At 55.4% G+C, this 17,840-nt stretch carries 17 protein-coding genes; 8 read left to right on the top strand and 9 right to left on the bottom strand.

Features of this window, described 5'->3' with window-relative positions:
* Nucleotides 1-130: 130 nt before the first annotated feature.
* The gene (locus Q0X47_RS06300) at nucleotides 131-706 is read left to right on the top strand and encodes an NYN domain-containing protein (RefSeq protein ID WP_297723985.1); all 576 of its coding nucleotides are present in this window, start codon (nucleotides 131-133) and stop codon (nucleotides 704-706) included.
* On the opposite strand, the gene Q0X47_RS06295 is transcribed toward Q0X47_RS06300, so the two are convergent.
* Both Q0X47_RS06295 and Q0X47_RS06290 read right to left on the bottom strand, forming a co-directional pair.
* Nucleotides 699-1,538 (bottom strand): type 1 glutamine amidotransferase, encoded by an 840-nt coding sequence (locus Q0X47_RS06295; protein WP_297723983.1) that lies wholly within the window; start codon nucleotides 1,536-1,538, stop codon nucleotides 699-701. The genes Q0X47_RS06300 and Q0X47_RS06295 overlap by 8 nt on opposite strands.
* Nucleotides 1,535-2,890 (bottom strand): MurT ligase domain-containing protein, encoded by a 1,356-nt coding sequence (locus Q0X47_RS06290; protein WP_297724033.1) that lies wholly within the window; start codon nucleotides 2,888-2,890, stop codon nucleotides 1,535-1,537. The genes Q0X47_RS06295 and Q0X47_RS06290 overlap by 4 nt, the downstream gene beginning before the upstream one ends.
* Before the next feature lie 236 nt (nucleotides 2,891-3,126).
* On the opposite strand from Q0X47_RS06290, the gene Q0X47_RS06285 reads away from it, so the two are divergent.
* From Q0X47_RS06285 to Q0X47_RS06265, 5 genes are all read left to right on the top strand, one after another.
* Entirely contained in the window at nucleotides 3,127-4,848 is a 1,722-nt protein-coding gene (locus tag Q0X47_RS06285; protein ID WP_297723981.1) for a TusE/DsrC/DsvC family sulfur relay protein, read from the top strand.
* 72 nt (nucleotides 4,849-4,920) lie between these two features.
* Nucleotides 4,921-5,490, top strand: a complete 570-nt coding sequence (locus Q0X47_RS06280) for a DsrE/DsrF/DrsH-like family protein (RefSeq protein WP_297723979.1) — start codon at nucleotides 4,921-4,923, stop codon at nucleotides 5,488-5,490.
* A 78-nt stretch (nucleotides 5,491-5,568) separates the two neighbouring features.
* Nucleotides 5,569-6,735 (top strand): NAD(P)H-dependent glycerol-3-phosphate dehydrogenase, encoded by a 1,167-nt coding sequence (locus Q0X47_RS06275; RefSeq protein ID WP_297723977.1) that lies wholly within the window; start codon nucleotides 5,569-5,571, stop codon nucleotides 6,733-6,735.
* A gap of 87 nt (nucleotides 6,736-6,822) precedes the next feature.
* Nucleotides 6,823-8,511, top strand: coding sequence for a TusE/DsrC/DsvC family sulfur relay protein (locus tag Q0X47_RS06270; protein WP_297723975.1), 1,689 nt, complete (start codon nucleotides 6,823-6,825; stop codon nucleotides 8,509-8,511).
* Nucleotides 8,512-8,532: 21 nt separating this feature from the next.
* Complete coding sequence (locus tag Q0X47_RS06265; RefSeq protein ID WP_297724030.1) at nucleotides 8,533-9,105, top strand: DsrE/DsrF/DrsH-like family protein; 573 nt, start codon at nucleotides 8,533-8,535, stop codon at nucleotides 9,103-9,105.
* 49 nt (nucleotides 9,106-9,154) lie between these two features.
* On the opposite strand, the gene gluQRS is transcribed toward Q0X47_RS06265, so the two are convergent.
* The gene (gene gluQRS / locus Q0X47_RS06260) at nucleotides 9,155-10,105 is read right to left on the bottom strand and encodes a tRNA glutamyl-Q(34) synthetase GluQRS (protein WP_297723973.1); all 951 of its coding nucleotides are present in this window, start codon (nucleotides 10,103-10,105) and stop codon (nucleotides 9,155-9,157) included.
* A 1-nt stretch (nucleotide 10,106) separates the two neighbouring features.
* Nucleotides 10,107-11,672 (bottom strand): lysine--tRNA ligase, encoded by a 1,566-nt coding sequence (gene lysS, locus Q0X47_RS06255; protein ID WP_297723971.1) that lies wholly within the window; start codon nucleotides 11,670-11,672, stop codon nucleotides 10,107-10,109.
* Nucleotides 11,673-11,801: 129 nt separating this feature from the next.
* On the opposite strand from lysS, the gene Q0X47_RS06250 reads away from it, so the two are divergent.
* Nucleotides 11,802-12,065, top strand: a complete 264-nt coding sequence (locus Q0X47_RS06250) for a hypothetical protein (RefSeq protein WP_297723969.1) — start codon at nucleotides 11,802-11,804, stop codon at nucleotides 12,063-12,065.
* Nucleotides 12,066-12,081: 16 nt separating this feature from the next.
* Here Q0X47_RS06250 and panD read toward each other — a convergent pair whose 3' ends face one another.
* The 5 genes from panD to Q0X47_RS06225 form a co-directional block, all read right to left on the bottom strand.
* A complete protein-coding gene (gene panD, locus Q0X47_RS06245; RefSeq protein ID WP_297723967.1) occupies nucleotides 12,082-12,435 on the bottom strand; it encodes an aspartate 1-decarboxylase in 354 nt (117 codons plus the stop codon).
* A gap of 148 nt (nucleotides 12,436-12,583) precedes the next feature.
* A complete protein-coding gene (gene panC / locus Q0X47_RS06240) occupies nucleotides 12,584-13,420 on the bottom strand; it encodes a pantoate--beta-alanine ligase (protein ID WP_297723965.1) in 837 nt (278 codons plus the stop codon).
* A gap of 4 nt (nucleotides 13,421-13,424) precedes the next feature.
* On the bottom strand, nucleotides 13,425-15,203 hold the full coding sequence (locus tag Q0X47_RS06235; protein WP_297723963.1) for a PH domain-containing protein: 1,779 nt from the start codon (nucleotides 15,201-15,203) through the stop codon (nucleotides 13,425-13,427).
* A gap of 19 nt (nucleotides 15,204-15,222) precedes the next feature.
* A complete protein-coding gene (locus Q0X47_RS06230; RefSeq protein WP_297723962.1) occupies nucleotides 15,223-15,723 on the bottom strand; it encodes a PH domain-containing protein in 501 nt (166 codons plus the stop codon).
* Nucleotides 15,724-15,773: 50 nt separating this feature from the next.
* On the bottom strand, nucleotides 15,774-16,706 hold the full coding sequence (locus Q0X47_RS06225) for a Rossmann-like and DUF2520 domain-containing protein (RefSeq protein ID WP_297723960.1): 933 nt from the start codon (nucleotides 16,704-16,706) through the stop codon (nucleotides 15,774-15,776).
* A gap of 237 nt (nucleotides 16,707-16,943) precedes the next feature.
* On the opposite strand from Q0X47_RS06225, the gene Q0X47_RS06220 reads away from it, so the two are divergent.
* Entirely contained in the window at nucleotides 16,944-17,669 is a 726-nt protein-coding gene (locus tag Q0X47_RS06220; RefSeq protein ID WP_296180798.1) for a response regulator transcription factor, read from the top strand.
* The last annotated feature ends 171 nt before the right edge of the window (nucleotides 17,670-17,840 follow it).

Genomic DNA, 17,840 nt, shown 5'->3' with positions numbered 1-17,840 from the left:
TGACTGACGGCACGGCTAAAAAAGTTGTAAACTACTGAGGCGTTTTGAAAATTCCGGGATAGTTTTCGAAGATCTCGGCTGTTCAAATTGTGAAAATTTAAAGAAAACACCATAAGCAAAGAAAAACTCAATGAAGCTGCAAATTCCTGAAGAAGAAACAACTTACCTTCTGGTCGATGGAGAAAACATCGACGCCACCCTGGGGTTGAGCGTCTTGGGGCGCCGCCCCGACCCTGACGAACGCCCCCGCTGGGATCGGGTCCGTGACTACGTCTCGGAGACTTTTCCCGGCCAAACCAAGGGGCTGTTCTTTTTGAACGCGTCTGCCCATATGCCCATGACGTTTGTCCAAGCCTTGCTAGCGATGGATTATCAGCCGATTCCCCTCACCTCCGAAGGGGATGAAAAGGTTGTTGACGTAGGGATTCAACGCACCCTAGAGGCCATCGACAAACAAGAATACGGAAATGTGGTATTAGTTTCTCACGATGGGGATTTTGAGCCTCAACTGCGTAGTTTGCTGCGTAACGACCACGACGTTACGGTGGTAGGGTTTGAAGAATTCCTCTCTGGTGAACTGCGCACTCTTGAGGAAAACGGTCTAAAAATCGTGGATCTGGAGCGCGAAATTCACGCTTTCAACGCACCTTTGCCCCGCATCGGAGCCATCGAATTGAGCGACTTTATCCCGGAAGATTTTATTTAATCGCCGCTAATCGCTCTCGGCGCAAACGCTGCAGTCCCGGAATTTCCGGTATCGCCAACGGAAGGGTCGCCCCCAAAGCGCGTGCTAACAACAAGTCCGCCAGCTGCGGATTACGCGCTAAACACGGTCCGTGCATATAGGTTGCAATGATGGAACCCTGCACGCAGCCTTCCACCGCTCTTCCGTCCTCTGTAGCCCGATAGCCATCAGGAATCTCCCTGCTGACTTCGCGTCCCGCCTGTACTCCGGCTTGTGCGCTAACACCGTCAGCTAGGCCCGGAGCCACCCCGGGCTGACCATTGCCCGTGCCATAAGTCACGAATCCCAACGGCAACGCATCCCCACCTAAGAGGGTTGCGCCTCCATGGTTCTCAAAACCAGTCAGGGGCTCGGTCAGCTCACACGATAACTGTAAACCGTTCGCAGAACTGACCAATTCTCCAATAGCCCGAGCCCCTTGCGGCAAGGTCACCACGTCGAGCAGCCCTGCCCCTTCGGTGCGTTTGCCTTCCGCGTCCGTATACCAGGTTCCCAAGACCTGGAACGCGGCACATATGGCCAGCACAGGCTTCCCATTTTGTACCGCGCGTTCCAATCCGCGGTCAGTCAGTAAGCGACGCGAGGCAATGGTTTGAGCGATATCTTCCCCGCCCCCCAAAGTGTAAATATCCAAAGTCTCCGGGATTGCGTCAGTGCAGCTCACGTGGATAATTTCAGATTGGTAACCCAATAATTTCGCTCGCTGCGCCAGCACCACCGCGTTACCACCGTCCCCGTAGGTGCCCAAGACCTCAGGCATCAGCACCCCGATACGTAACGTTGATTCGCTCACCGCAACCACCCCCGTGCTACAAATTCGGCCCGTGCGTCACGGAAACATGTGTAATTCAACAACATATCGACCTCGCCGGGGTCAGTCATCTCGATAGCTTCCAAAACCGTCGGGGCCCAGCGTGTCTCGATGCCCGCATAGTTCAAACGTACCTGCAAGTCTGCGCCGCGTTCGCCGGTGGCCACCACAGTTTTCCCGCTCAGCGCCTCGAAGTTCACATCCCACAGCCAACTCAGGTCGGTCCCATCGGCGATTTGGCCATTGACTCCCACAATGATTCCAGCCTGCGGATTGAGCATCGTCAAGGATTCCATCCATCCGGCCGGATTCTTTGCCAACAACATCCGAATGTGGCGTCCCTGCAAGCTAAAACTCGCGTAGCGCCCCGCCACATCTCTCACTCTGGCGATACCTGCGGCAGCATCTTGCGCCTCTATTCCCAGCAGCCTCGCCGCAACGAAAGCCTGCAAGGCGTTACCACGGTTGGCTCTGCCAGGAAGCCGCACCGTTGCAGTCGTTTCCTGCCCGCTGCCAGTATCTACCAGCCGCACAGGGGCACCAGCTTGGAAACTCTCGGCTTTCCAAATCCACTTTGGGTCGGGTCGGGCGAAATCTGACTGAGTCGGAGGCCTATCCCAAGGCACCTCATGGGCCAACAATTCCTCGACCGGAACCGAGCGCCACAATACTTCCTGATCCAGACCGGAAGCCAATTCACGAGGTTCGTCAGTCGGCGTATCCGGTTTGTCAGGGGAATAAATTATCGCTCCGCCGGTTCGGGGTGCCGTCAGCGAGTCCCCACTCCAGCCTTTTCCCGCCGCAGCCCATACCGGGTGCGCACTATCCCAGGCTGCCGAGGTCATCAGGGGGTCGTCCACATTGGCTACCACGTAGGCCTGCGGATTTTCATCAACTGCAGCGCGAATGCGCTTTTCAATAACCGCAATTTCCCCGACCCGATCCAGTTGGTCACGCGAGAGATTCAACAACACTATGACCCGCGGACAGGTCGCTTTTGCGACAAGTTCCAAGTGCATTTCATCAATTTCTAGAATCGCTACTCTCGCGTGCAAATTCGACATCAACGCCGTGACGACGCCGGGAGGCATATTGTCCCCGCCACGGTTTGAGGCTACAGCTAAGCCACCCTCCGAGACCGCTTCACTGAGCATCCGCGTAGTCGTGGTTTTCCCGTTAGTGCCCGTGACGAGGGCGATAAGTCGGTGTTCCGCCAAATGCTCCAGAATCTGGGGCTGCAGCCGCAGCGCCACCCGACCCCCAATCATGCCCCCGCTGCCGCGTCCGGTAACTCGGGACAGCCACGCTGCGCATCTGCCCGCCCCTAATGCCACAGAATCACGAAAATTTAGTCGGCCTTTCCAAGATGAGACCGATAGACTGTCTACGTCTGAGGAAGAAACGGATGAACTCACAAAACAATTCTAAGGGCAATAATGAAAAACAACCTCATGCAATTCTGCATATTGTCTAATGTTAACATGGAAATTTATAGATATAACAGCAAATTCTATGTTATGTAATAACTTTTTACGCAATGCTCTGGGCGAAGATGTCGAAGGAGAATGTCATGCAGCAAATCGTCATACTCGGCGGCGGCACTGCCGGATCAACCATCGCTAATCGCTTGCACAGGGAACTCCCACCCAACGAATACAGAGTCACGGTGGTGGACCGTGACAATAGCCATCACTACCAGCCGGGATACTTATTCCTTCCTTTTGGTATGTATAAGCCCCGCAGCATAGTGAAGCCACGTTCGCGTTTCCTACCGAAAGGCGTGCGTTTTCTTATGGACACCATCAAACGGGTCGATCCAGTCACTAAAACAGTGGAGCTGGGAAGTCAGACCATCTCTTACCATTACCTCATCATTGCCACGGGCTGCACCACCCGTCCTGACCAAGTGCCGGGAATGAACGATCCTAGGGTTTGGCGTAAATCCGTCTATGATTTTTATAGCTTTGGCGGTGCCGTTCGCTTACACCAGGCCATGCAACAGTTCAAACATGGCCATCTGGTCGTTCACATCTCAGAGATGCCCATCAAGTGTCCCGTGGCTCCGTTGGAATTCGCGCTTTTGGCTGATTGGTTCTTTTTTCTGCGTCGCCGTCGCTTAGACATCGATATTACTTTCGTCACCCCCCTGGACGGGGCTTTCACCAAACCGGTAGCTAAAGCACAACTTGGGGACTTGTTACGCCATCGTGATATCGAGGTGGAAACCGACTTTAACGTCGAGTACATCGACCCGAAAAACAAAGTTCTAAGGGGCTACGATGGGCGGGAAATCCCTTTTGATTTGCTGGTGACAACCCCTCCGATTATGGGTCAGCAATACATTGCTGATTCTGGCTTAGGCGATGAATCCAACTATGTTTCCGTGGATAAGCACACGCTGCAATCCACCGCCTACCCCGATATTTTCGTACTGGGAGATGCGGGGAATTTGCCAACTTCCAAAGCGGGAGCAGCAATTCATTTCCAGGCCAAGACTTTCGTGCCAAATTTCATCAACTACATGCGTGGCAAGCCCATGACGGAGTCTTTCGACGGACACACCAACTGCTTTATTGAATCAGGTTTTCACAAGGCGCTGTTGCTCGACTTTAACTATGACGTTCAGCCTGTAACGGGCAAGTTCCCTCTCCCCTATGTGGGTCCTTTGCGCCTGTTGAAAGAATCACGTCTCAATCACATGGCTAAAATGGGGTTCTACCTCGCATATTGGGGTCTCTTAATACGCGGTCTTCCGTTACTGTTACCTCGTGATATGCCTAAAGCCGGCAAGGATTTTGCACGATGGGGCTTGCGGGACGATGGGGTTACTGCCCTTCCCCCGAAACCGCGTCGAAAAACGCCCTCTTTTCCACAGGTTCGGATTCCTCGAGTCAAGGTGGCTCCTCCAGTTCCACTGGCGTCTGAACCCTCCACGTTGAATCCAGAACCGCCAGTATTCGCCACAAGAGGCCAACTTCCCGTACTGCATCAAGTCAATGGCATACCTATTGACGTGACCGATGAGGGTTTCATGATTCGTCCTGAACAGTGGAATGACGAAGTAGCCAAGGGGTTGGCGGCGGCTTTGCACTTAGAGCTCGACGATACGGCTTGGGAAGTGGTGCGTTTTGTCCGCCACGAATTCGAGCAGCACGGTGTCTCTCCTACCTTGGGACGGATTGCTAAAGTTGGTGGGTTCGAGGTTAGAACCGTGTTTGAAATTTTCGGAGCCAAGCCTGCGAAAAAGCTAGCTTTCATCGCTGGGGCTCCGAGACCGGTGGGGTGTGTGTAAAAACGAACCAAACTAGCAAATCTAACCCACGAACCTTCTGAGCGACGAAACAGAAAATCAGGAACAAGGATTATGACTCAAGCACATGAAACACCCACAAATGCCGACGCGGCGCAAGACGCAGACGAAATCACTTACGTAAACCGCAAGATGGCGTTTATCTGCTCCAAAGGCAACCTCGATATGGCCTATCCCGCCTTGATTATGGCTCACTCCGCTCTCAATGCAGGTGTCCACGTGGATATATTCTTTACATTCTGGGGGTTGGACTTAATCAATAAACGTACGATGGATCGGCTCAAGTTCACCGTGCAAGGCAACACCGCCATGCACATTCCCGCGCTAGAAAAATATTATCCCGGATTGGGGGATATGCATTTTTCTCCTTCATTAGGAATACTTCCGGGCATGACGAAACTTTCCACTTGGTACCTGAAAAATGAACTGCAAAAAAACGAGATTCCACCAGTACGAGACATGATTGAACAAATTGCTCAGTTGGGGGCGGATCTGTGGGCCTGCAAACTTTCGGCGGACATGATGAAGCTGACTCCTCGTCATCTGCACAAGTCCGTCAGGGGGATAGTCGATGCCGGTACCTTCATCGAACTGTCTGAAGGGTCGCAGATTATCTTCATCTAAGTTTCGCCTTCCCGGGTAGGTTCCCCCGTCGCCAGTGCGGTAAAGTGACTTGGTACCCTTTGTCCTGAGAGGTGGGCTATGCCAAAGATATGCGTAATAGGAGCGTCGGCGATGGGCACGGCGCTCTGCCGGCCCCTCGTAGACACGGGCTGGGACGTAGCCATGTGGGGAACCGAATACGACGATGCCGTCCTGGATGCTTACGCTCTGGGGCAAACTCACCCGGCGATTCACGTGCCTCTGGCCCCCCAGGTTAAGACCTATCGCGCTAAACACCTCGACGCGGCGGTGAAAGGCGCGGAAGTCCTGGCCGTTTGTGTCGCCGCCGTAGGTTTACCTGACATCACGAAACGCTTGGCGCCCTACTTCAGTCGCGTAAGGGCGGTCTGGGTACTGACGAAAGGCTTTATCAAGGACGAGGCGGGCGAGGTTTATTTGCTGGCTGAGGCGATGGCAAAGATCGCCGCCGAAAACGGAGCCGAGCTACCAACCTTGGTGTCCATAGGGGGGCCGGTTATTGCCCGCCAATGCGCGCTGAGCGAACCCACCGCAACAGTGTATGCCTGTCAGGATTTAGGAGCCGCGGTTCACTATGCCCGAGCGGTACGCACTGATTATTACCGCGCCTTTCCTTCTGAGGACACGACCGGGGTTGAAGTCCTGGCTCCTTTGAAAAACAGCTACGCCATTGCTTTGGGCGTGACCGAGGGCATCCAGGAGTCAACCGGATCTCCGCAATCCAACTTGCGCGCCGCGGTGTTCGCCCAGGCAATTCGCGAAATGTCCTTGGTCTGCGAGGCTTTGGGAGGTCGCCAGGAATCTGCCATTGGGCTGGCCGGAGTGGGCGACCTGGAAGTTACCGGCATTTCGGGGCGCAATAAGTTCTTTGGAATGCGGCTGGGACGCGGCGAGCATCCGGCCGAAGCCGAAGCCCAGATGAAGGCAGCGGGGCATACGGTCGAAGGGGTGTACTCCACACCCTTGGCGGTAAAACTCATTGAACAGCGCTGCCCGCAGCTATTGGACGAGCTGCCTTTGCTGCGCGCCGTGGACGAAGCGATTAGCGGTGAAGTAGACATTCGCAAGATTCTGGTCTCGGCGGCACTGCCCGCCTACCCCGCGGATATTTTCGCGACCCAGCAACAAAGCAGTTGGAACTCAGACTGGAACCCTGTCGACACCGGCCGTTCGTGGGGACTAGCGAAGCTGGTCAACCACTTTAAAAATAGGTTGAGCCAGGAGTGAGACCCTCAACAGTACACACCACGGCACAAATCTCATTAGAATTCTTAACGAATTCGAAGGTGAAATCCTAAGGCGGTGAGACTTGGCATGAAAAACGTGGTGATTATTGGCGGAGGAACCGGCGGCACAGTCACCGCAAACTCACTGGTGCGCCGCTTGGACAGCAAAGAATACCAAATCACCGTCATCGACTATTCCGCCCGGCATTACTACCAGCCCGGTTTTGTCTCACTGACCTTAGGGAAAGTTCCCAACCCGCTACTGTGGCGGTGGCGGCGGCAAACCTTCCTCCCCGGTATCCGGTTCCTGCAAGATAAAGTCACCGCGGTCGATCCGGTCGCGAAAACCGTCACCACTCAGACCAAGCAAATTTCCTACGATTACCTGATTTTGGCGACAGGTTGCGAGTGCCGTCCCGAGCTGGTCGAAGGCATGGCACAGGGAACCGTCCTGAACACCGGGATTTATTCCTTTTATACTTTGGCTTGGGCACGTCGCTTGCGCCGGGCACTGCAGACTTTCGACCACGGCCGTTTGGTCGTGCATATCTCTGAATTCCCTATCCGCTGCCCTGTCGCTCCGATTGAGTTTGCCCTTAAAGCCGACCACTATTTCTTTGAACACCGAGTTCGCGATGATATCGATATTAAAATTGTTACCCCGCAATCCCAGGTTTTTGAGCAGCCCGTGGCTGCCCGGAATCTTTCTAATCTCTTGCGCCTGCGCGACATCGAGGTCCAGCCTGATTTCGTGGTGCGACATATCGATGCGGAAGAAAAACGAATGTATGCCTACGACGGGAAGGTCGTTGATTACGACATGCTGGTGACCATTCCCCCCATGCGTGGTCAGCAGTTCATCGTTGATTCCGAACTGGGCGATGAAATGGGATTCGTTCATCCTGACTTGGAAACCTTGCAGCACCGTGAATATCCGGATATTTTTGTCATTGGTGACACTGCCGATTTACCGACTTCCAAAGCTGGTTCCGCAAGTGTATACCAATCTAGGGTATTAGTTTCTAACTTGCTTGATTACATGAGCGGTAGGCCGATGATTCGCCATTACGACGGCCACGCCATGTGCATCGTTGACACAGGCTACAACAAGTCCACCGTGATAGACCGTTCCTACACAGTACCAGCAGTAACGGGCAAATGGATTTTCCCCTATCTGGGGCCTATGTCCCTGCTGAAACAGACCCGGATGAACCACCTCATAAAGCGGTTCATGTTCGTTTTCTACAGTGTGCTCATGGTAGGCCTGCAGATTTTCGATAGATTTTCTCATATACAGCTTTTAGGTAAGGAATTTAGTCGGTGGGGTCTACGGCCGGATGGCACCACCCCACTCAATACCCCGGATCTTTCTCAAGACTCTACAAGTTTCATCGCTCCCACTTGGAAACGTCGTCCCAATGCTTGTCTCGCGGCGGCATTTTCCACGAAAGTTTTGGAAATCCCGGTTCTCCACGAAGCCGGCGGAGTTCACATCGACGTGGACTCGGAAGGTTTCATGACCAATCCGAATCAGTGGACTCACGAAATCGGTGCCGACTTGGCTAGGGCTATTAAATTAGAGATGACGCCCCGGCACTGGGAAGTCATCGAATTCGCCCGGGAAAGTTTCGCAAAATATCAAGTCAGTCCCTCGTTGAGACGTTTCGAAATGGCGGGAGACTTCCCGATTTCCGAACTGTTCGAGCTTTTCCCCTTTAAACCGGTTAAACTCATCGCCTACGTGTCCGGAATTCCCAAACCGGTAGGCTGTATCTAGGTTCCGTAGGAGAGCGAAGTGATGGACAAATCCCCAACTGATTTCTTTGACAAGGATTTCTGGCGCGTCTCGGAGCCCTTGCTGCACGTGGATGAGCGCAAGATGGCCTTTATCTGTTCCAAAGGTAACCTTGACATGGCTTACCCGGCGTTGATTATGTCGATCGCGGCTCTCACGGACAAAATCGACGTCAATATTTTCTTTACTTTCTGGGGCCTAGACATTGTCACGAAACGCACCATGGACTCTCTAAAATTCACCATGCAGGGAAACACGGCTTTGCACCTTCCCCTTCTGGAGAAAATCCGCCCCGGATGGGGTAAACGCTACATGCCTCCCAGCTTGGGAAATCTGCCGGGTGCCACGCACCTCGCCACCTGGTACATGAACAAGATGATGGAAAAGAACGGCATTCCCCCCGTACGTGATTTGTTAGAGCAGATTGTAGAAATGGGCGGTCATCTGTGGGGATGCAAAATGACCGTGGATCTCATGGAGCTGCGCCAGAACATGATGTTTAAAGGGGTGTCCGGAATCATCACCGCCCCTGACTTCATCAAAAAATCGGAAGGCGCCCAAATTATATTCATCTGACCCCGTTTTCAGGCACACTGTCTTAGGCCGGGATTGTCAATCGCGACGCCTAGGGGTGAAAAATTAGCGGACTAGCAGGCAAATTTTCAGGTCTCCAGCTCGCCGCGGCTTGCTTGAGGATTTCTTTCGTGGGGCGGGTCAACAGTTGTGTCGCGTCAGTTTTCGCGGTCTGCCACCCCAGCGTTTCCAAGGCACGCAAAAGAATCTGTTGGTCAGACCACCCCTGGGAGTTCAGTTCGGGACGCGTCACCGATTTATCTCGCTTAGCCAGGCGCTGTCCCAACGTATTCATGACCAACGGCACATGGGCATAGACGGCGGGGCGACCTCCCAAAGTTTCAGTGAGCCAGGCCTGCACCGGAGCACTGGAAGCCAAATCAGCCCCCCGCACAATTTGATCCACGCCTTGATTAATGTCGTCCACCACCACAACCAGCTGATAAGCCCAGTCTCCATCGGTACGCCGCAGCACGAAATCGTGGAGCAGGCCGGTCAGCGGCCCCAACAGGGAATCGTGTACCGTATATTCCACTCCTTGCGGGGCTCGCAGCCGCAAGGCCGGTTTGCGGCCTTGCGCTGCCAGGGCGGCCCGTTTTTCCGCTCGCTCAGAATCACTTAAATCTCGGCAGATTCCCGGATAAATCCCGGGTTTCCCATGCGGGGCGCTGGCCGCTGCCGAGATGTCTGCCCGCGAACAGTAGCATTCGTAAACCAAACCCTTTTGTACCAACTGTTCCAAAGCGGCTTGGTACAGCTCGTGGCGTTGCGACTGGTAAACAACTTCCCCGTCGCTCTCAATTCCCAACGCCGCCAAATCCTCCAGAGATTGCGCGGCAAAAGCAGGACGGGAGCGTCCGGTGTCGATGTCCTCTATTCGCACCAAGAACTTGCGTCCGCTGGATTTAGCGAACAGGTAGGCTGCCACCGCAGTGCGCAGATTCCCGAAATGCATGACTCCCGACGGGCTGGGGGCAAACCGACCGAAGCCGCTTTGGCTCACACTACACCCGCTTGACCAGCGGGAACGTGATAGTTTCGCGGATTCCTGCTCCGGTCAAGGTCATCAGCAGACGGTCCAGGCCCATTCCCATCCCGCCGGCGGGAGGCATCCCCTGCTCCATCGAAATGAGGAAGTCCTCATCCACTTCCATAGCTTCCGGATCTCCGTTGGCGGCATCCAAAGCCTGTTGTTCAAAACGCGCCCGCTGCACCACCGGATCATTCAACTCGGAATAGCCGGTGGCAACCTCAAAGCCGCGAATCATCAAATCCCACTTTTGCACCTGGCCGGGCTTGTCAGGGTGGGTCTTAACCAGAGGCGAGGTATCTTCGGGGAAATCACAAACAAAAGTGGGTTCCCACAATTTGTCGCCAACGAGTTCTTCCCACAGGACTTCCACGATTTTTCCGGAGGCATAGTAGGGTTCCAGCTCGATGTCGAGCCGATCCGCCAAAGTGACCAAGGCATCCTTCGGGGTACGCGCTGTAACTTCCTGACCCAGCGCCTCAGAGAGGGAACCATAGAGGTCAATCCACTTCCATTCTCCGGACAAATCGAACTGGGTACCATCGTTCAAGGTCACGACTTCGGAGCCAAACACGTCCCGGGCACAGCGCTGAATCATCTCTCGGGTCAGGTCCGCAATCTGATGGTAGTCTCCGTAAGCGCAATACACCTCTATCATGGTGAATTCCGGGGAGTGCGAAGAATCCGCACCCTCGTTACGGAAGTTCCGGTTGATTTCAAAAACCTTGTCTATTCCGCCAATCAGGCAACGCTTCAGGAACAGCTCCGGGGCGATACGCAGGTAGAGCTCCGTGTCGTAGGCGTTCATGTGAGTCACAAAAGGACGGGCGGCAGCCCCGCCGTGCAGGTTTTGCAGCATGGGGGTTTCTACCTCGAGATAGTCATGCTCGTCCAGGTAGCGGCGCAGCGTCTGCACCACACGGGAACGGTTGCGCACCATGTCACGGGCGGCGGGGCGCATAATCATATCTAGGTCGCGCCGGCGAACCCGCATATCTTCACTCAAGGAGACTTCTTCGCCGGCTTCATTGATGTATGACTTCGGCAAGGGGCGCAGCGCTTTACAGGTCAGCTGCCAAGAGTCCACGAAAATGGACAGCTCTCCGCGTTTAGAGCTGATGACCCGACCGTGGACAAACAGGTGATCGCCCAGGTCAACCTCCGCTTTGTAGGCGGACATCGATTCCGGGCCGACTTCACGTTCACTGACCATAATCTGAATGGTGGAGCCGTTACCTTCTTGCAAAGTAGCGAAAGCCAGCTTGCCGCTGGAACGCATCAGACGAACCCGCCCGGCCAAGCCAACGTAGTCCTCGGTTTCTTCCCCTGCCTGCAAATCCGGGTACTTCTGACGAACTTCGGAAATGGTTGCAGAAATATCCACATGTACCGGGTAGGGAGTTCTGCCCTCGGCCAGCATCTTGGCACGTTTTTCCGCACGGATTCGGATCTGTTCAGGAGCCTCGGCAGCATACGTCTCATCGTCGCCCGTCGCCGGCGCTGGGTTTACGTTCTCAGTTTTGTTTTTGTTTTCAGCCACCGTCCTAGTTTAGACCATTACAAGGGAGTGTTGTTTCGCAAGGGTTTTGCCCCCGTCAACCGGGTCCCCCACGGGAGCGAGCCGGGTAAAATTGCCCCAAGAAGTCAATCACGATGTTTAGGGGATTCGATGCAACTTTCCGCCGCTGACAAAATGACTGTTTCCGCCCGGCTGAGCGAAGCCAAACAGTCTTTAGATGAGGTTATTGGCCTCATGGATACCGACGCGGACGCAAGCGCGTTGATTTCTAAGTTGAACGAGTCATCGAGACGCTTAGACCGAGTCTCTTTTGCCCTGATGGTTTCCAGTTTGCAGGGCACCGTCGAGGCCAGCGAACCGGAACGCGCGGCAAACATCAAGCACCTCGAGCAGCTGTTCTTGCACATCGAGTAAGCGGCAGCACCCGTAGTTAGTTAACCGGATGGTTGTTCGCGTCTACGTGCACCACGCGAGGAGTCAAGTTTCGAGCTGTTTCTTCATCAACAGTGGCGTAAGCGATGATAATGACCAGGTCCCCGGGAACCACCAGGCGAGCAGCGGGTCCGTTCATCTGAATCGTGCCAGAACCGCGGGTACCGGCGATAGTGTAAGTGGTCAAGCGCGAACCGTTATTGACATCGACCACATCAACTTGTTCCCCCGGCAGGATGTCGGCGCGCTGCAGCAAATCCGCGTCAACAGTGATGGATCCGACATAGTTAATGTCCGCATCGGTCACGGTAGCGCGATGAATCTTGCCGCTCATCATGGTTCGCATCCGCATATTTCCCCCTCAATAGGTTTCCCGCTTTGTTCCTCAGGTACTGACGCCCCAGGGGTCTTTCACAGGGTAATCCGAAATACGCTAGGGTCGCAACATTTCCCGGGACCCCAGGTTCACCCCGAAAGGCGCGGCAGGATCCTCGTGACCTCTAAAGTTGTACGTCCATATTGTCAATCAGCCGAGTGGAACCGACTTTCGCCGCCAGCGCCAAGATGGCGCGGCCACGAAAATCGCCGGTAATCGGCACGAATCCCACCGGGTTCACCAAGGCAACATAATCCACGTCTATACCCGGCACCGACTCGAGGCGCGCACGCACCTTGGCTGCCAAATCGCCCGCACCGAGGCGGGACGCGTTTTCTCGCCCCCACTTCAGAGCCTGGGAAAGGTTGAGGGCGGTGTCGCGTTCTTGGGGGGACAGGTAGCGATTGCGCGAGCTCAAGGCCAGACCATCGGGTTCCCTACGGATTTCCACCGGCAAAATGGTCAGGGGGAAGTCCAGGTCGGTAACCATCTGGGAAACTATAGCGAGCTGCTGGGCATCTTTCTTGCCGAAAGCTGCCACGTCGGGACGGGTCAAGTGGAACATCTTGCCCACCACCAGCAACACTCCGGCAAAGTGCGTGGGGCGAGTTTTGCCCTCCAGGATTGTGGCGGCGCGACCGGGGTCGAAACGTACCAAAGCCTCGCCAGCCGGATACATCACCTCAGGGGTAGGCGCAAACAGTGCGTCAGCCCCGACCGCCTGGAGCTTGGCGGCGTCCCCCGCCAGGTCGCGAGGATAGGTGTCATAGTCCTCGCCGGGGGCGAACTGGGTCGGGTTGACGAACACCGTCACCAGCACGGTATCCGCCTGGGCTTTCGCGGCCCGAACTAAATCTAAATGACCCTCGTGCAGGGCTCCCATCGTCATGACCAGACCGAGTTTGCCCCTGACGCCGTTGCGCCAAGTCGCTAATTCTGCTCTGGTTTTCAACAACTCCACAGTCTTAATCCTCTCTGAGATTGTCTGTTTGGTGCTCTTCGATACTCGCACAAGCCTCCAGGTTAGAGGTTACTCGCTCCAGCCAGGCGGCGGAAGGTTCTTTCTGACGCGCCATGTCCGCGTGGGAAACTTGCAGTTCCCAGAGTCTTTGCGCGGACTCATTGGGCAGATGGTACACCGTGGTCGGCACCACCCCCGGCACCAAGTGCAGTTTGACGTTCGCCATTCCCAAAGCCCGTTGCAACGGTCCTTGCCGCAGAGCTACGGATTGCATCCGGCAATGAGGCACGAAAGATACGCGGCGGGTGATTCTGCCGTCGCGAATCATCACCATCGTCGTGGTCAGCACAGCAGCTTTCCGGTTCCACGTAATCCAGTCAAACCAGCGGGCTTTCGACGAAGCGGTAAAAATACCAGGCGCTGGCCCGGAGCCGTACATCATAACTTCCAATAAGTTTGTACCGGCTGTTCCAATTTCGGCGCCATTGAGGTCGGTGACCGCGCCGAGGTCGTGTTCCATCATCCACAATGCCTGCAACGCCTGGGTTCGCGTTCCTACCGGCAACATCACGTGGGAGCTGGTCTTGCTCTTATTGTTGCCGTTACCTTCGGCGGCGCCCTGATAACCGGCCATAGTTAACTCGACCCGCCACCAGTCCTTGCCTCGCCACAGCAGGGGTTGTTTCAAGACAACGGCGTGAACCCGCCCGGGAGGAATGGTTTGGGAATCATGGGTCGTCAGTCCGTGGCGCAGACGGATTCCATCGGCAGAGGCCGCCGCGGTAAAGTTCCAACCTTCGTTAACTTTTTGCATCACCGCGGCAATAGTGGCGATAACACCACCGATAACACCCAATATTGCTTGCGGGGCAATCAACAAGGCCGCTGCAAAACTGTCTGCATCGCCACTGAGGTAAATGGCTATCGCAGGGATTAACCCCAGTACCAACAGCAGCGGAATCAATAATACCGCGAACCAAGTGGACACCGAACGCAGAATCGAACCCACTAACATTGCGGTCGAAACTTCATAAAGCTTTGTCTCCGGGGCTTCCCCACTGGCGGCAGGCAGGTCCCCGACCAGTCCGGCCTCACCAATCCCGATAATTTTTGTACCATTCGTTAAAGAATTAGCGGCGTTCGCCGCGGAGCCGTTTACGGTTTTTTGCCCAGATGCTTTCGATAAGACTTCAGCCCGCAACGCCTGAGCTTGAGAGGCTTTCAGATACATAATGTCAATCTGAGAACCGCTGGCTCCCGCGGAATCCACGTGCAGCTTCGCCAAACCGAGCAGACGCGGCACTAGCGGGGCGATAACGTCCACCGCCTGAATTCGGTTCAACCGCATGTGACGTTCTTTTTTGAAAATGATGCCGTGGCGAAACAAAACCGCTTCATCAGTCAGCGCGTAAGCGGTAAACCTCCAGCTCAGATAGGCAAAAAGAACCAGCAACAGCAGAAGCACCACGATTCCCAGTAGGGAAAAAAGCAGCACCGGCAAGACCTTTCCCCCTGCTCTTATCGCCGACATCGCCTGGGAAACGTCGCGTATCGAGTCAAGCTGCGAAAAAATGACCGCTACCAGCACCACCAGAGCCCCCCAAACCTGGGCTAGTGGTGTCAGAGGATGAACTTTACGCCAAACCGGAGGCTGTGCAGTAACGCTAGAGATGTCAGAACTGCCCGGAATCCCCTCCGACAAGCCCTGTGAGGGCAAAGCCGCCGAAGATTCTTTCGGCTTTTCATCCGAGGGTTCCCAGCCCGGATCAATTGGTTGTGTCATCTGTCGTTCCTCGCCGTGTTCACAATCCCGCTCGCAAGGATTCACCGCGTGCGGTGAGGATTTGACGTAAGCGATCTGCCTCGGCATGGTCCAATCCGGGAATACTCGCTGCCGATTCCATCGAAGCGGTCTTCATACTGACCTGGGCGATGCCGAAAATCCTGTCGATAGGCCCCTGCTGCACGTCAACGAACTGCATCCGCCCGTAAGGAATCGCCCACATTTTCTTAAACATGATGCCGCGACGTAAGAACAGATCCCGCTCGGACTCGGCGTAGCCCCACGCCTTGACCTGACGCGGAATTAACCACAGCTGCCACACCAGCAGACCAATCGGTACAATCTCCAGGAGCCAAAACCACGGCAGTTCCTGGGTGAACATCATTGCCCCCGCGAATATCCCGAGAGCCAGCGCGAAAACCACAATCCACACCAGCAGCCCCAAAATCCGCACCGTGATGAGCTTCATGGAAATCGGCTTAAACGTCACACCCTCAGGATTGAATAATTCACCACTCATAGGGACATCTTATCCGGGCACGCGGGGATTAATCGAGGCAGAATCTGCATTCAGCCTAAAACTTTTTGAAGTTGGTCGAACTGGGTGGGGCTCAAACTTCCGCGTTGCCGTAGCCGTTGCGCCGCGGCTCGGGCGAGGGCGCGGTAGGAATCGGGCAGGTCAGCCAAATCGTCAAAAGGCAGTGCCGGATCCAAGTCGTCTTTGTCAAGGACGGGTCCGTCCTGCAACGCCTTTAGGTGCAGAGCCACGGTTTGGGAGTCCCCCCGCACCACCGGTCCGGACAGCCCCGCTTCCCCTTCCTGTAAAGCTCTGTCAAAAGCGGCCTTAAGCAAAGGCTCCGCAAAGGCTGCCGGGTCGTCAAGACCCGCCATTCGCAGCGCTCGCAAGGCTTGGGACACCAAGATTACTAAGTGATTCGCCCCGTGCGCTAAAGCCGCGTGGTACAAGGGACGTGCCGAGTCAGGCAACACGTGCGGTACTCCGCCGAGGTCCAAAACTAGAGCTTGAGCCACGGCCAGCAATGCCCGCGGGGCATTCACTGCCCAATGGGTTCCCGGCAAACGCTGCAAATCCAAGGACGTCCCGGAAAACGTTTGCGCCGGGTGCAGCGCTAGGGGAATGGCTCCCGCTGCGGCGGCAGGCTGTAAAACATTCAATCCATGAGCCCCGGACACGTGAGCGACCAGCTGACCCGCTCGAAACGCTTGTGACTCTGCTAAATGCGTAACCAGAGGGGCGATTTCTTGATCCCGCACGGTAAACAGCACGAGGTCGCAATCGGGCACCAGCTGTGCCGGCGGCACCACCGCAACACCGGGGAGGATGGCGTCCACCCGCTCTTGGGAAGTCTGCGAACGTGCCGAGACTCCCACTAAAATGTGGCCTGCCTGTGTGAACGCCGCGGCCAAGACCGGGCCGACCGCACCCATACCGATGACGCCTACTCGCAAAGCCGGGCTGGGACTCCCACCAATTTCAGACATGACACTATCGTAAACCACCGCACCGCGAGGGACTCGACGCGAGCTTACGTCGCCCGAACCAGCCTTTCCCAACCCAGCGAGTCGCCAGAGACTCGTGAATTCAGGGATTCTCCGGACTATTCGATGGGAAATCCGCTCCAAGCTGCACCCAGCACTACCTTTTGCCGTTAAGATGTATGTATGGAGTGTCGTGTCTCCAAAACTTGCACGACATATTGAACACGTTGGTTAACGAGGATGGTTATGGAACCTGCAGTGAGCGAAGCACGACTTTTGGTCGTGGATGACGAACCTAATATTCGCGACCTTTTAGCGTCTTCCCTGCGTTTCGCGGGATATGACGTCTTAAGCGCCGGGGATGGCACCGAGGCCTTACGCCTAGCCACAACGGAGAAACCCGATTTGGTCATTCTGGATGTCATGTTGCCGGACATGGACGGCTTTACCGTGACCCGTAAGCTGCGGGCTTCCGGAGTTGATATGCCGATTCTGTTCCTGACCGCCAAGGACGATATGCGCGATAAGGTCGAGGGCCTGCAGGCTGGCGGTGATGATTACGTCACCAAGCCTTTCGGCCTGGAGGAAGTCGTGGCGCGTATCAACGCCATCCTGCGCCGCACGAAGCGCTCCGCGGTGGAACAACCGTTACTACGCGTGGCTGACCTGGAGCTAGACGACAACCTCTACGAAGTGCATCGCGGCGGTCGTCTCATCGACCTGTCACCCACCGAGTTCAAACTTTTGCGTTACCTCATGGTCAACGAAGGCCGTGTGGTTTCAAAGACGCAAATCCTCGATCACGTGTGGGAATACGATTGGGAAGGCGATGCCGCCATCGTTGAATCTTACATTTCCTACCTGCGTCGCAAGCTCGACGCCCCGGACGAAAACGGCAAGATACCGCCCTCGCTCATCCAGACGCGCCGCGGTGTCGGTTACCTATTGCGGGACCCCAACGAGTAGTTTTTAGCGGTTTACCGCCGCTGCGAACGGTGCAAGCCCCGCGGCGGAGGTAAACCATTTCTCTGCCGCCTGGTGGAACGGGACAGACTGTCGAGAAGTACCCAAGTCAGATGAGGAGTGGCAAGTGCGTCGAATAGGGAAACTGTGGATCTCCCTGGCCTTGGCCACGCG

This window comes from uncultured Mobiluncus sp., assembly GCF_947254095.1.
Taxonomy (GTDB): Bacteria; Actinomycetota; Actinomycetes; order Actinomycetales; family Actinomycetaceae; genus Mobiluncus.
The sequence above is the reverse complement of the archived record's forward strand: the minus strand, read 5'-3'. Positions and strand labels throughout refer to the sequence as shown.